Genomic DNA, 15,141 nt, shown 5'->3' on the forward strand with positions numbered 1-15,141 from the left:
CAATTATCACAGGACTGTTGCTTATGCAGCCGCTTGTTGGACTCATCATGGGCTCCAAATCTGACTGGCCCACCATGGAACACGCTGCCGATATGCTCGACAAACTCGGCGTGCCCTACGAAACCCGGGTTGTCTCCGCCCATCGCACACCGGATCTGCTTTTTGATTACGCCAAGACCGCGGCCGATCGCGGACTGAAGGTCATCATCGGTGGCGCCGGCGGCGCGGCGCACCTGCCGGGCATGGTTGCCTCACAAACATCTTTGCCGGTGCTGGGCGTGCCCGTACAATCAAAAGCACTGAATGGCCTGGATTCGCTGCTTTCCATCGTGCAGATGCCAGGCGGCATTGCTGTTGGCACATTGGCGATTGGCAAGGCTGGCGCCACCAACGCAGGCCTGCTGGCAGCCCAGATCGTTGGTACGTTCGACGACAAGGTTCGCCAGGCAGTGGAAGACTTCAGGAAAAACCAGACCCAGACGATTCTGGACAACCCTGACCCCAGGGATCAATAACCTATTACCGAGACCAGGCGAGCGGGCCGGGGAGGGCTTTCCAAAACACGCTACAAGCACCTCCCTGTGCGCTTGTTTCGGGCCGTCCATGGCCCTCAACAGTTTTGGAAAGCCCTCCCCGGCCCGCTCTGGCGTCGCCCCAAATAAAGAGCAGGAGAACCAGATGAGAATCGGTGTACTAGGAGCCGGCCAACTCGGGCGCATGCTGGCCCTTGCCGGATACCCCCTCGCAAAGGAATTTGTGTTCTACGACATGTCCGGCAGCCCCAGCGCTGGTCTGGGGGAAGTCATTGTGGATCGCGACGGCAGCTACCTGGACGACTTCCTCTCCCGCGTCGACCGCGTAACCTACGAATTCGAGCACCTGCCTGTTGAAGTGGCGGAGAAGCTGGCCCAACACAAGCCGGTTCACCCCTGCCCCCGGGCGCTTCAGATTTGCCAGAACCGGGAGGCAGAGAAAACCCTGTTCGGCCAGCTTGGCATTCCAACGCCGGAATGGAAAGTCGCTGATAGCGCCGCTTCCCTGAAAGCCGCTGCCGAGGCACTTGGCTGCCCGGTGGTAGCCAAATCCATCACTGAGGGCTACGACGGCAAAGGCCAGGCAGTCCTGAGAGATCCGGAACAGGCAGAAGAAGCCTGGACCGCCATCGGCCATCCCAGGGTAATCGTGGAGAAGTTCGTTGACTTCAAACGCGAAGTGTCCATCATCGCTGTTCGCGGCGAGGATGGCGATGTGGCGTTCTACCCCATGGCCGAGAACACGCACCACGAGGGCATTCTGCGCTACTCAATTGCCCCGGCACCCGGACTGCAACCCCATGTCCAGCAAGATGCTGAAAAGTATATCAAGGCACTACTGAACGAATTGAACTATGTGGGCGTACTGACTCTGGAACTGTTTGAGACCGAGGACGGCCTGGTAGCAAACGAAATGGCACCCCGGGTTCACAATTCCGGACACTGGACCATTGAGGGTTCCATGACCAGCCAGTTCGAGAATCACATTCGCGCGGTCAGCGGACATGCTCTGGGCAATGTTCAGGCACGCGGCCTGAGCTGCATGATTAATATCATCGGCGAGCACGGCGACATTGAACGAATGCTGGAACTGCCCTACGCTCACCTTCACCTCTACAATAAAGGGGAGCGCCCAGGGCGCAAGCTCGGGCATGTGAACATTCTCGCAGACAGTTATGAAGAGCTGGTCTGGCGGGTCCGGAACTGCGCTCAGTTTCTGCCCGGCAGCCCCGAGTTTAAAAGCTCTCTCACAACAAAGGGTTGATTTAACTCAAACCGCCCTTATATTGCGAGAGTGTCAACTCACATAAACAGAGAGAACCAGGGAGAACGACCTCATGGCATTTGAACTTCCCGCACTGCCTTACGAAAAAAACGCACTGGAACCGCACATCTCTCAGGAAACCCTTGAGTACCACTACGGCAAACATCACAACACCTACGTAACCAAGCTGAACGGTCTGGTTGAAGGTACTGAGAATGCCAACAAGTCTCTGGAAGACATCATCAAGAGCGCCAGCGGCCCGCTGTTCAACAACGCAGCCCAGGTATGGAACCACACCTTCTACTGGCACTGCCTGAGCCCGAACGGTGGTGGTGAACCCACCGGCGCCGCCAAAGAAGCCATCGAGAAGGCCTTTGGCTCCTTCGAAGACTTCAAGAAAGAATTCAACGACAAGGCCGCCAACAACTTTGGTTCTGGCTGGACCTGGCTGGTAAAAAAAGCTGACGGCAGTGTTGCCATCGCCAACACCAGCAACGCCGAAACTCCGCTGACCGGCGCCGACAAGCCGGTACTGACCGTTGATGTCTGGGAGCACGCCTACTACATCGACTACCGGAACAGCCGTCCGAATTACCTGGAAGCGTTCTGGAACCTGGTCAACTGGGATTTCGTGAACGAAAACCTGGCCTGATCCAGCCGGAACAACGGTAGGTAGCAACAACCTGACCGTTGACCAAACGCCCGCACGGGAACCCCTGCGGGCGTTTCTGTATCTGAATGCGACGAAACCGAAACAAATCGACACACGCATCCACAAGAAACTCTGAAAAAATCGTCCATACTCCATGAAGTTGAAAGGAATCTGAACCATACTGTCATGTGCCGCGTGATAGATCCTGTCGCAGGGTCCGACAGAACCAATCAGACAGATGAGCCAAGAACAGCGGATGCAAAAAACCTTTGAAGTAGAGAACCACCTCGGATACCGCATTCTCCGATGGGTACTGCTCGTCGCGTTGCTGAGCGGTATTCTGATGAGCGCGGTACAGGTGGTGCTGGATGCAAAGAGGGTATCCGCTGAACTGGAGCGTGATGCAGCCCAGACCCTTGCCATGGTAGAAGACTCTGCCACCCAGGCCGTTTTCAGCATTGATGACACGCTCGCCCAACAGGTGGTGGATGGACTGTTCGCCCTGGAACCCATTCACATGGCCAAAATCACCCATCCCGACGGTGATGAACTGGGTGATCGGCTACGGCCTCTGCAGGACTCCCCGTTTCGCCCTTTAACTGATCCGATATTCGGCCAGGTTCGCGAATACCGCGAGAGTCTCACGCGAGGCAGCAATCCGGATCTTGTCTACGGCTATCTTGAGGTTCACTACGACACCGCCCCCTATGCTCGAACCTGGCTCGGCCGAGCACTGGTGACGTTTGCATCAGGCATCGCCCTGGCACTCATTCTTGGCATCGTACTGTTCGTGGTGTTCCATCTGCTGCTGACCCGCCCGCTGCTGCGCATTGTGCAGTCGGTCAAAAAGGTGGACCCGGCACACCCGGACGATCGCCTGGTTTCGATCCCGGAAGGACACCGGGCCGACGAACTTGGCCTCTGGGTTAACGCCACCAACAATCTGCTCGTAGCCATCGGAGATACCCAGAAAAAACATCGGGAAGCAGAGGACCGGGTCACCCGACTGGCCCGTTACGACACACTGACAGGCCTGCCCAGCCGCGATGCCTTTATGGAAGATCTTCAGGGCGCTATTGAACGAGCCCAGGAAGGCCACAGCTCTATCGCTCTGATGGTCTGCGGTATTGACGACTTCAAATCCGTCAATGAGCAGTGCGGTTTCCGCACCGGCGACACCATCCTTCAAACGGTGGCCAGTCGCCTGACCGCCAACCTCTCATCCGACAGATTCAATGTCGCGCGGCTGGGCAGCGACCAGTTCGTCATTGTTGAGAAACATCTGCGCGATGGATTCCAGGCGGCGGAAACCGCCGAGAAGGTACTCGCTACCATCGGCTCCCCCATCAATTCGGGCAACCACCGGATTTCCATGACCGCCACCCTGGGGATTTCCCTGTTTCCGTCAGATGCCGACCAGGCCGATCGCTTGCTCCAGAGCGCCGAACAAACCATGGCACTGGCGAAGCAGACCGGGCACAACCACTTCCAGTTCTATGTGGCCAGCATCGACAAGGAAATTCGCGAACGCAAACAGATGGAAAAGGACCTGGCCCAGGCCCTCGCAAACCACGAATTCCATCTGGTCTACCAGCCACAGATCAATCTGGAGACCCGGCGCGTTATTGGTGCAGAAGCACTGCTGCGGTGGGAACACCCTGAACACGGCATGATTCCCCCGGACCTTTTCATTCCGGTAGCGGAAGCGAATGGTTCCATCGTCGAGATTGGTCAATGGGTCCTGGATCAGGCTTGCTGGCAGGCCGCTCGCTGGGCATCCGAAGGTACTCACCTCAGAATCGCCGTGAACCTTTCCGCCGTTCAGCTACGCCAGGAATCCATTGTTGACGATATTCTCAACACCCTGAAACGTCATAATATTCCGGCGGGACGCCTGGAACTGGAAGTGACCGAAACCAGTTTTATGACCAACCTCACCGATGCGGTCGCCAAGCTGCATCGGCTGCATCGGGCCGGCATCAGTATTGCGGTTGATGATTTCGGCACGGGCTATTCATCGCTGACCTATCTGAAGCAGATGCCGGTACAGCATCTGAAGATCGACAAGCAGTTCATTCGGGACCTGCTGATCAACGAGGAAGATACCCGAATTGCCAACACCATCATCGACCTTGGCAAGAGCCTGAATCTGACCGTCGTCGCAGAAGGTGTGGAAACAGCAGAGCAGGAGTATTACCTCAGCCAGCGTGGCTGCGCGCTTGCTCAGGGGTATTTCTTCTCCAAGCCCCTGTTACCCAGAGATTTTGAGAATTTCGTACAGACTTTCCACGCCCGGATCGTGGAAAATAACGCCTGAACCTTTAGCCCTTAGGAGTAGTCATGGGAACGACTGTCATCGGTCTTGTAGTAATTGCCGTTGTCATCCTCTATCTGGTGTTTATCTACAACCAGCTTGTCTCTTTGCGCAACCAGTTCAAGAATGGCTTTGCCCAGATTGATGTCCAGCTTCAGCGCCGCCACGATCTGATCCCCAACCTGGTGGAGTCCGCCAAAGCCTATCTGGACCATGAAAAGTCCACCCTGACCCAGGTAATGGAAGCACGCAATAACGCGGTCAGTGCTCAGAAAGATGCAGCCCGTGACCCAGGCGACAGCACCAAGATCCAACGCCTTGGCAGCGCCGAGAACCTGCTGACCAAAGCCCTCGCCAATTTCTACGCCGTGGCCGAGAACTACCCTGAGCTGAAAGCCAACGAGACCATCCAGCAACTGATGGAAGAACTCTCCAGCACCGAGAACCGTGTCGCGTTCGCGCGCCAGGCGTATAACGATGGCGTGATGAACTACAACATCTTCCGCGAGAAGTTCCCCAACAATCTGGTCGCTGGCCTGTTTGCGTTCAAGGAAACCGCCCAGCTCCAGCTTGAATCTCCAGAGGCCCGCCAGGCTCCGAAAGTCAGTTTCTGAGGCCTGATTCATGGCGAGCCCCGGATTCTTCCAGCGCCAGGCCAGTGCCCGGCGCAACACTGGCTTGTTGGTTGTGCTGTTTCTCACCGCAGTCACCCTGATTACTCTGGCGGTCTGTCTGGTGGGTTACATGGTGACCCGCAGCCAGACCTCGGCCCTGCCATTTCATTACTGGCTACTGTCCAGCCATGGCCTGACAACCGCCGGTGCGGTGGTCGCGCTGATTGGCATCGGCTCCCTGGTACGCTGGGTGGACCTCGCCGGAGGCGGCACGCGCGTCGCGCGAATGGTTGGTGCCAGGGCTATCGATCCGGACACCCGCGACCCGGAAGAACGCAAACTGCGCAATATCGTCGAGGAAATGTCAATTGCCAGTGGTGTTCCGGTACCGGAGCTCTACGTGATGGACCATGAAACCGGCATCAACGCCTTTGTGGCCGGTTACACCCCTGGTGAAGCGGTGATGGTGGTTACCCACGGAGCCCTGACCCAATTGAACCGGGACGAACTCCAGGGCGTGGTAGGCCACGAATTCAGCCACATCCTCAACGGCGATATGCGCATCAATGTCAGGTTGATCGCCCTGCTGGCCGGTATACTGATGATCGGCCAGATTGGCCAGTTTCTCCTGAGGGCCGGCTTCTACAGCAGCGGTCGTAGCCGAAACCGGGACGGCCGGGCACAGGCCGCCATGGGGCTGATCGGGCTGGCCTTGATGGTGATCGGTTATGTCGGCGTGTTCTTTGGCCGGCTCATTCAGTCGGCCGTCTCACGTCAGCGGGAGATGCTGGCCGACGCGTCATCCGTTCAGTTCACTCGTAACCCCGAAGGCATTGGCGCCGCCCTGTTCAAAATCGGGATGAAAGGCGGGTATCTGGACACTACCAGCCATGCCAGCGACATGAACCACATGTGTTTCGGCGAGGCAGCAAGGATGAAATTCACCTCCCTGCTGGCATCCCACCCTCCCATTGACGAACGAATCAACGCCATCCAGCCAGGGCTGATGGCACGCCTGCGCAGCAGGCTACGGGATACCGAACCGGGCTCACGCTTGCAGGGACAAGGCCGCAATCCGGATAAGGCAGCCATTGGAGACCTGGTGAGCCAGGTAGTCGAACCCGCTCAAGGCACCCGAAAGTACAGCCTATCGCCTCTGGCGAGCTCCCTGACCAACGAATCTCCGACGGCAACCCCTGCGCTGTCCAGCCGCGTTGGCACGGTTTCCGCGGACAGCGAGCGCTTCGCCAGCAGTCTCCTGAAGAAACTGCCATCGACCTTTCGCAACCTGTTATATACCCGGGCTGGGGCCGTTCAGCTTTGCTATGGCCTGGTGATTTACGAACTGACGGACCCCGAGCAAACCGAGAGGCTTGCTCTCATACCAGAGCACTCCGTGCTGGGCGCCCAACCCGAGTTGCTTGGCAAACTACTGCCATCCCTAAAAGAACTTGGCGAACGCGCACGTTTTCCAATGCTTGAACTGGCCATGCCGGCGTTGCGAAAGCTCGACCCGGAGGAGCGGGATACCCTTCTCGCAAACATTCAGACGCTGGTTCAGGCGGACAACCGGGTGACCCTGTTCGAGCTCGCACTCACCACCTTCCTGTGGCGGCATCTAGGCCGTGGCTCCGGGCAGGTGGTGCCCGTGAAATACCGAAGCTTCCGGCAAGTCAAACCCGCCATTGAACAGGTGCTGAGCCTGTTCGCCCGGGCCGGCACCGAAGCACCGGAAAAGGCTCAAGCGCTCTATCAGGAAGCTATTTCCGGGTTTGGCAACGGAAACGACGAAACTATGCACAGCAAGATCACCATGCAGAACCTGAGAGCTGCTCTGAATGTTCTCAGCAAGCTCTCTCCACTGCTGAAGCCTGCCATTATTGATGCCTGCGGACATTGCATCAGTCACGACGGAAAGGTGGAAGTTAAGGAATACGAATTAATGAGGCTGGTGGCGGATCAGCTGGACTGCCCGATGCCGCCACTCTAAGAGCACTCGAAGCACCGCCCCGGTCCTGCTCGCCAGGGCGATGATCAGACAGCGCGGTTATCCACGCTGTCTCGTCAGCACAACTCCCTACTGCCGGCGCCCTTCAAACAGCATATCGACCGACGGATCGGATTCTTCCTGGGGCAAGCCAAGCTTTTCCCGCACTTCCAGGTTCACATCCCAGAGGCGGTTGAACTTTTCAGTGGTCGCCGCCACAGCATCTGCTTTACCCAGCATAATCGTGGGGCGAAGGAAAACCAGCAGGTTGCGCTTAACGCGGGTCTCGGATTCAGAAGAGAACAAGCGACCAAGCACCGGGATATCGCCCAGCAGCGGCACCTTGCTCTTGCTGACCTGGTAATCGTCCTTGATCAGACCGCCCAGTACCACGGTCTCACCGTCATCCGCCAGCACGGTGGTTTTAATCTCACGTTTGTTGGTGATCAGATCGGATGCACCATCAACGCTGGTTGTGGAAATGTCCTCGGTCGTTTGCTCAACCACCAGACGCACCAGGCCATCGGCACTGATCGTAGGCGTGACTTTCAGCGACAACCCCACATCGCGCCGCTCGATGGTGGTAAACGGGTTGGTGGTCCCGTCTCCGGTCACGGTAGACTGGCCAGTACGGAACGGTACGTTCTGGCCAACGATAATTTCAGATTCCTGATTGTCGAGGGTAATAATGCTGGGCGTAGACAACAGGTTCGCCGCGGAAGAAGAGGACAGTGCCTGAATCAGTAAGCCCCAGGTGACACCATCCTCATCACGCTGCCCGGCACCGACGGTCAACCCGCCGGCTAGCTGCGGAATAGTGTCACCCACCAGAGCTCCAATCACGGAGTTCAGGCCAACCATACCCTGGCCACTGGTCAGGTTTGTACCCAGCACCGGAAATGAACCTGCAGACTCATCGCCAGCCGCCAATTGCACCCCGAGCTGATCGCCCAGCTCATCACTGATTTCCACAATAGCCGCTTCAATCATCACCTGGGCACGGCGCACATCCAACTGTGCCACAATCTGCTCGGCTTCCTGCATCAGGGAGGGGTCCCCCCGGACAACGAGAGCATTCAGCCCTTCATCAGCAAAGACTGAAAAGCTGCTGCCCGGATTCCCGGTAGAGCCACCCGAGCTGCCGCCAGCGCTGCTCTCTTTCACTACCTCACCCATCACACCTTTGAGTATTTCGGTCAGGGTCTTGGCATCGGCATGACGAAGACGAATCACCTTGGTGGTCCCGCCACTGGCAGACGGTTGGTCCAGTTGGAGAATCAAACCGCGCATCTTGTCCCGAAAGGTTTCGTCGCCGCGCAGAATCAATCGATTGCTGCGCTCGTCGGCTGTCACGCTGTATTTGCGTGCGGCATTCTCACCGCCAGCGCGGCCAAGCTCTTCTGGTGCCAGCTCCTGCAGCAGGGTCACCATGTCACCAACCCAGGCTTCCTGCAGCTGAATCACTTCCACTTCGTATTTTGAGGGGCTGTCCAGTTCCCGAACGATCTGTTCAATGCGAGCGATATTAGAGGCATGATCACTGACAATCAGGGCGTTTGCCGCAGCCACGCCCGCCAGATGGCCGTATTTGGCAACCAGCGGCCGCAGAATCGGAACCAGTTCCAGGGCGTTGGCATTATCAATCTGGATAACACGGGTGATCAGTTGCTCGGAGGGCGTTTGCGGAAATCTGTTCAGGTTCTCTGCAGACTGTTTGGCATCGACCTGCTGGACAATTTTGACGACTTCCTCTCCGGGGATCGCAGTAAAACCGTGCACATTCAGCACTGCCAGGAAAAGATCGTAGATTTCGTCCTTGTTCATGGGGGCACTGGACAATACCGTCACTTTCCCTTTAACCCGTGGATCCACCACAAAGCTGTAGCCGGTTATGTCTGCCACCTGGGTGACGAAGGCCCGAATGTCCGCATCCTTGAGGTTCAGCCTCCAGGTTTCTTCCTGCGCCTGCGCCAGCGAAGCCAGCGGCAGTAAAAGCGCGAACATGATTGCCTGGAGGAGGTTGATCCTGTGGTTATACATCTGGCGATATCGTCCTGTTTTTTTGAGTACCCTGTCAGCGCCATTGTTCGGGTATGGCGTAACTGACCGTCAGCAGGGTTCCGTCACGTTCAATTTCAATATCCAGCTGCGGCTGGCTACGCCAACTGTCCAGCAGCTGCTTGTCCTGCTCGATGTCGCCCAGAGGCTGACCGTTCACCGAGGTAATGATATCTCCCGGACGCAGATTCACGGCGTTCAGCATGGCGTTCGAGCCATCATACACATACCCGCCGCGATCCTCTGCAGGCTGCAGACCGTAGGTTGCCAGTGCAGCCACGCCTTCACTGTCCAGCCGCGCTCTGGCGTCTTCCAGGTAGGTATCCGGCGATTCTGCCGTTTGCACCGGCTCTTCCGCAACCAGCGCTCCGGTCTCTATCTGTTCCTCAAACGCCAGGGATTCGTACCTCCCCCCCCTGCGGAGCAGAATTCTTCCAGCCTCGACCTCCGCCAGCTCAGCGTTGCCCGGTAACTGGTCGCCAACCCGATAGTATTCGGTTTCGCCGTTACTTCCGGCAACTATAGCACCGGAGTCCTCCGGACGCTGCCCGACAAGCACTCCTTCCAGCCTCAGGCGCAGCCCGGTTTCCGGTGCAGAGCGGCGCACCACGTCGGCCACACCCACCTGATTATCCGGTCTCCCGAAGAACTCATAACCGGCGATCGGAGCCTCTGACACTCGGCTACGGACCTCAGCGCCGGCAGCCGTCTGCCCGAAGATTTCCGGTACAGGCCGGTCGTTCCAGGCAATCAACCAGGTTAGTTTCGCCAGCTCTACCGCAAGGTAAAGCACCAGCGCAAGCAACAGCAGATTCGCCAATGTACGCGAGAACCGCTCCTGACGCCCCACCGACAGCTTCATCATATTACAGGCCTCCGGGCAGCAATGGCTGCCGGACCCGGAACACTACGTCACCCGGCCTTGCAGAATCTGGCCAGGGCTGTTGCGCCAGATCGACCATGCGCTTGTACACCCGCAGTTCCATCATGCCATCCCAGAGTATGCTGGCATCAGCCGCCGGCCCGCTTGCACCCTGCTCTGCCACTACCAGTGAAACGCCTCCGTCCACGGTGTCCAGATCTGCCTGCATGGGAGGAAACACGGCCTGGCCCACCTGATTGCCCATCGGCCAGGTAACCCTGCCACCATCCCAGCGCCCGAGCCCGTCTGCTGACTTCAGGCGACCGTCTGCCCAGGACATCTCGAAGCGATCCACAGACACGGTTCCCTCAATCATGGCGCCACCGCTCTGGCGTATCAGTTGCTCGAACTCGGCAACCGCTATCAGCCCATTGGCACTGACCTCAAAATTACCCTGCCAACCGGCACGGGCTACCCCTTCCACGCGGGATTGTGATGAAGACACGGAAAATTGCAGCGGTAATGTCACCCCGGACAGCGATGGCCAGCCAAATTGCCATTCCAGGCGTGCCGGAAAACCAGCCACAACAACCCCTGCGGCCCCATCCCAGAGACGCCCGGATACCTGCTGCACCCGAACCTGCTCTGGCAGCTGCACCTGGGCCGAGGCCTGCTGCCAGAGCCAGCCAGCCGGAACCAGAACAATCAGCGTGATCCCGTAAACCAGCAGACCGAGCAACAGCAGCAGAACCACTTTGCCAGGGCCGAGAAAGGATTTTGGTCGGGATTCAGTCATTGCAATTGGCACATTTAAAAACCGGTAGCCGAGTCTAACAAAGCCATTGGGCAAGTTCATGACAAAAAAACGAAAAACCCCGCGCCAGTGTGAACCAGCGCGGGGTTTTCAGGGGTAGATCGGGCCAGGCCTCAGAAACTGAGACCTGTTCGGGATCTGGCCGGCATGTCGGGTAAGGAGCGGCCATTGCTGGCCACCCCTCCCCTAAGAACCGTACGTGCGAGTTTCCCCGCATACGGCTCAAGCCTTTGTAAGCTCACTCCAAGGAGCGAGCCGACGACCTTGTTGATGTAACTGTCGATGACAGTTCGGATGCAACAGCACCAAGTTTTCCAGCTTATTACTACCGCCTTTGTGTCGCTCGTGAACATGGTGGGTATTCCATCCCGTTTCGAACGTAATGTGCTGATTGCACATCGGGCAGCGTTTGAACTGGCGAATCCAAAGCTTATGCACTCTCCGTTGTCCATATTCCGAGATTTTCCACGCGTAGTCCATGCGTTTCTCGAAGTAATGTTCGTCCATTGGGTCATACGGATTGGCCTCAGCCTTGATCTTCGTGTGCCGCTGAATCTTCATGTCGTTTGCATAAAGCAGTGCGGCGATCTTGCCGCCGGGGTATACGTCGGAAAATACCCAGCTTCGCTTCCCAGCGCGCCTGAAGTATTTCTCCCTCACCCAGCGCTTACGGCGGTTTAAATGCCGCCGCTTGCACCACTGCCAAAGCAACTTCCAGATACGATAGTCCACGTAGTTGAAGGTTTCCTTAGCCACAACGTGTCTGTGGTAGTTCGCCCAGCCCCGAATTATCGGATTGAGCATATCCACCAGCATCCACGCCGGAACCGTTTTGTTACCTTTCACCACGTCCCTTACCTTCTTAAGAAAGCTTCTCAGGTTGTCGTGGGACGGCTTTATTAGCAGCTTATCCCCGTACTTCCTGATGTTCTGACCCAAGAAGTCGAACCCGTCATTTATGTGCGTAACGACGGTTTTCTCCGCCGAAAGCTCCAGCCCCCTCTCAGCCATAAAGGCCTCAACGAGTGGCAGAACCTCTTCTTCCAGTAACTCTTTCGAGATACCGGTGATGACGAAGTCATCCGCATAGCGCACATAGTTGACCTTGGTCTTGTAACTGGCTTTGGTGTTTTTCTTCCCAAAATGGGTTTCCAACACCTCTTCCAATCCATCAAGAGCCAGATTGGCCAACACCGGCGAGATGATGCCCCCTTGCGGGGTACCCGCCTCAGTCGGATTCAGCAGGCCGGACTCCATGTATCCTGCCTTCAGCCATTTCCTGACAACTGCCCTATCCAAAGGGACATTGGCAACGAGCCAGTCGTGACTGATGTTATCGAAACACCCCTTGATATCGCCCTCAAGAACCCAGGTGGCCGAGTTACGGCGCCCCAGATTCACAAACAGCTGTTCAATCGCATCGGCGGTTGAACGATGAGGACGAAACCCATAGGAGTGGCGGTCAGCCGTAGTCTCCGACACCGGTTCCAATGCCAACAGGTATAGAGCCTGCATAGCACGATCCAGCATTGTTGGTATTCCTAGCGGCCGGCGTTTGCCATTCGACTTCGGAATATAGACTCGTTTGAGCGGCCGCGGCTTATAGCCTCGACGCTCCAACAGACCAATCGCTTCCCACTTACAGCTGGGAGTGCTCCAGGTTTGGCCATCGACACCCGGGGTTTTCCTGCCCCGGTTTTCTGTAACTCGCTTCACAGCGATTGCTTTTGCTGAGAAGGAGCGAACCAGCATCCGTTGCAGGGAGGAAACCCTGCGCCATTGCTGATTCTTAGCCGCCTTCGCGATTCGTACCTGTAGCCCACGCACCCTTCGATGACAGGTTTCCCAGTCAATCGAATGCCATCCATTGGCAAGGTGGGAGCACGCAGATACTTCTGTTGAAGTACACATCTTGCTGTCCTCCAGAGTTAACCCTCGGACGGCAGTGCGCACTAACCCTCGCGGGGTTAGTAAACACCCCACGAGGGATTCATTGTTTGGTCTGAGCCCTTGGGGATCAGACCTCTCTTGTTGGCTTTACAAGCCTTAACGCGATCAAAGACCAGTCAGAAGTCAGCACCGTTTCCGGTCGGGGCAAATCTTGAACCCCTATCCCAGCGATTACAGCCAGACATTCGCTTTTTCTGACCTCCTCTACCACGCATCCCCAACAGCGTCCCTTGCGGTAGGCCTGCCTTACGGCGGGAATACGGGCTTACCGAGTTCCAGATCTATCACACGGACGGGTTAGGTCCTGCCTATCCACCGGTGGCTGTGTGTCAGCGTACCCCCAGATGTAAAAGAGGTATCCAGCCACGCACCTTTTGGTCAAAGCCTGACAGCAACTTTGGCTCTTTGCGGTTGACGGTGTTTATCAGCAGTTCACTTACGTTGACCATACCGACCAGCCTAGCGCCTCACCCGCATGTTGCTTGCAGGCTCTGAGATAGCCCTCACGGGCCGATCTCACCCTTTCGGGGGCTACATTGTCAGGAAGCTTCGCACAACACCGTTACCAGTGGTGCACTATCCCTAGGCTACTGTTGGCTGAACAACAGGTCTCGCTGCCGACTCCAGAATTGGAGAGGGTGAGACAATGACAGAAATGGCTTACGCCGGTAGATACCAGCATAGCCTGATTGACACGGCATTCTGCCGAGCAGTTCTGGTGTAGGCACCAGAACCGGGCACAGTTACCCTCAAGTTACGAGGGGAGCATGGGACTCAACCCATACCCAAATATAGCTCTCCCTAAGGGAGAACCGGTATTCGGGTACAAGAGCCCGAATACCGGGTTTTTCAGTGCTATTTTTGCGGGTGGGAGACACTGCCCCCTACAAGGGGACTGTGCCTGGACGTAGCCCGCTAGGCCAGCTACCTACGCGACTCTCGTCGCACTACATCATGCCGCCCATGCCTCCCATTCCGCCCATGCCACCCATATCCGGCATACCACCGCCGGCTTTCTCGTCTTCCGGCTCGTCTGCAACCATCGCCTCGGTGGTGATGATCAGAGAAGCGACAGAAGCCGCTGCCTGCAGGGAAGAACGGGTTACCTTGGCGGGATCCAGGATACCCATTTCCAGCATGTCGCCGTACTGCTCGGTAGCAGCGTTGAAGCCGAAGGAGCCTTCGCCTTCTTTTACCTTGGCAACCACCACAGAAGACTCACCGCCTGCGTTGAATACGATCTGACGCAGCGGAGCTTCCATGGCGCGACGCAGAATGTTCACACCGGCTTTCTGCTCGTCGTTGATGGCGTCTACCTTGTCCAGAGCCGCAATAGCGCGGATGAGAGTAACACCACCACCAGCTACGATGCCTTCTTCAACGGCAGCGCGGGTGGAGTGCAGAGCGTCTTCAACGCGGGCCTTCTTCTCTTTCATTTCAACTTCAGAGCCGGCGCCCACTTTGATGACGGCGACACCGCCAGCCAGCTTGGCGACGCGCTCTTGCAGCTTCTCTTTGTCGTAATCAGAGCTGCTGTCTTCGATCTGCTTGCGAATCTGCTCAACGCGAGCGCTGATATCAGCCTCGGCACCAGCGCCACCGATGATCGTGGTGTTTTCCTTGGTCACGTTGACACGCTTGGCAGTACCCAGGTCATCCAGAGTGGTGTTTTCCAGGGTCAGGCCGACTTCTTCGGAAATCACAGTACCGCCAGTCAGAATGGCGATGTCCTGCAGCATTTCCTTGCGACGGTCACCAAAGCCAGGCGCCTTCACAGCGTTGACTTTCACAATGCCGCGCATGTTGTTGACCACCAGAGTAGCCAGGGCTTCGCCTTCGATGTCTTCAGCGATGATCTGGAGCGGTTTGCCGGCCTTGGCAACTGCTTCCAACACCGGCAGCAGTTCGCGGATGTTGGAGATCTTCTTGTCGACCAGCAGGATGTACGGGTCTTCCAGCTCGGCAGACATGTTGTCCTGGTTGTTGATGAAGTACGGGCTCAGGAAGCCGCGGTCAAACTGCATGCCTTCAACCACGTCCAGCTCGTCTTCCAGGCCACGGCCTTCCTCAACGGTAATGACGCCTTCTTTACC

General features: G+C 57.0%; 11 protein-coding genes. 6 read left to right on the forward strand and 5 right to left on the reverse strand.

The genetic code is table 11. From position 1 onward, the window contains the following. Positions 1-23 precede the first annotated feature (23 nt). The 6 genes from purE to B3Y70_RS11830 all read left to right on the forward strand — a co-directional run bounded on the left by purE (position 24) and on the right by B3Y70_RS11830 (position 7,367). Complete coding sequence (purE, locus tag B3Y70_RS11805; RefSeq protein ID WP_011785495.1) at positions 24-515, forward strand: 5-(carboxyamino)imidazole ribonucleotide mutase; 492 nt, start codon at positions 24-26, stop codon at positions 513-515. 163 nt (positions 516-678) lie between these two features. Continuing rightward, on the forward strand, positions 679-1,797 hold the full coding sequence (locus B3Y70_RS11810) for a 5-(carboxyamino)imidazole ribonucleotide synthase (RefSeq protein ID WP_014421013.1): 1,119 nt from the start codon (positions 679-681) through the stop codon (positions 1,795-1,797). 73 nt (positions 1,798-1,870) lie between these two features. Next, complete coding sequence (gene sodB, locus B3Y70_RS11815; RefSeq protein ID WP_011785497.1) at positions 1,871-2,449, forward strand: superoxide dismutase [Fe]; 579 nt, start codon at positions 1,871-1,873, stop codon at positions 2,447-2,449. A 256-nt stretch (positions 2,450-2,705) separates the two neighbouring features. Beyond that, positions 2,706-4,766, forward strand: a complete 2,061-nt coding sequence (locus B3Y70_RS11820; RefSeq protein WP_022991646.1) for a putative bifunctional diguanylate cyclase/phosphodiesterase — start codon at positions 2,706-2,708, stop codon at positions 4,764-4,766. Between the two features lie 23 nt (positions 4,767-4,789). Further along, complete coding sequence (locus B3Y70_RS11825) at positions 4,790-5,377, forward strand: LemA family protein (RefSeq protein ID WP_011785499.1); 588 nt, start codon at positions 4,790-4,792, stop codon at positions 5,375-5,377. 10 nt (positions 5,378-5,387) lie between these two features. Next, positions 5,388-7,367: a M48 family metallopeptidase gene (locus B3Y70_RS11830; RefSeq protein ID WP_121206873.1), complete on the forward strand. Its 1,980-nt coding sequence runs from the start codon at positions 5,388-5,390 to the stop codon at positions 7,365-7,367. An 87-nt stretch (positions 7,368-7,454) separates the two neighbouring features. Here the strand turns inward: B3Y70_RS11830 and gspD are convergent, their stop codons facing one another. The 5 genes from gspD to groEL all read right to left on the reverse strand — a co-directional run. Next, the gene (gspD, locus tag B3Y70_RS11835; RefSeq protein WP_288589849.1) at positions 7,455-9,404 is read right to left on the reverse strand and encodes a type II secretion system secretin GspD; all 1,950 of its coding nucleotides are present in this window, start codon (positions 9,402-9,404) and stop codon (positions 7,455-7,457) included. Between the two features lie 34 nt (positions 9,405-9,438). Further along, entirely contained in the window at positions 9,439-10,287 is an 849-nt protein-coding gene (locus B3Y70_RS11840) for a type II secretion system protein N (protein WP_011785502.1), read from the reverse strand. 1 nt (position 10,288) lies between these two features. Continuing rightward, positions 10,289-11,080 carry a type II secretion system protein N gene (gene gspN / locus B3Y70_RS11845; protein ID WP_153740477.1) on the reverse strand — a complete coding sequence of 264 codons (792 nt, stop codon included), beginning with the start codon at positions 11,078-11,080 and terminating at the stop codon, positions 10,289-10,291. A gap of 240 nt (positions 11,081-11,320) precedes the next feature. Then, the gene (gene ltrA / locus B3Y70_RS11850; protein ID WP_288589852.1) at positions 11,321-13,009 is read right to left on the reverse strand and encodes a group II intron reverse transcriptase/maturase; all 1,689 of its coding nucleotides are present in this window, start codon (positions 13,007-13,009) and stop codon (positions 11,321-11,323) included. 986 nt (positions 13,010-13,995) lie between these two features. Beyond that, a partial coding sequence (gene groEL, locus B3Y70_RS11855) for a chaperonin GroEL (protein WP_288589854.1) occupies positions 13,996-15,141 on the reverse strand: 1,146 nt, incomplete at its 5' end.

This window comes from Marinobacter sp. UBA5687, from assembly GCF_002420325.1.
Taxonomy (GTDB): Bacteria; Pseudomonadota; Gammaproteobacteria; order Pseudomonadales; family Oleiphilaceae; genus Marinobacter; species Marinobacter nauticus.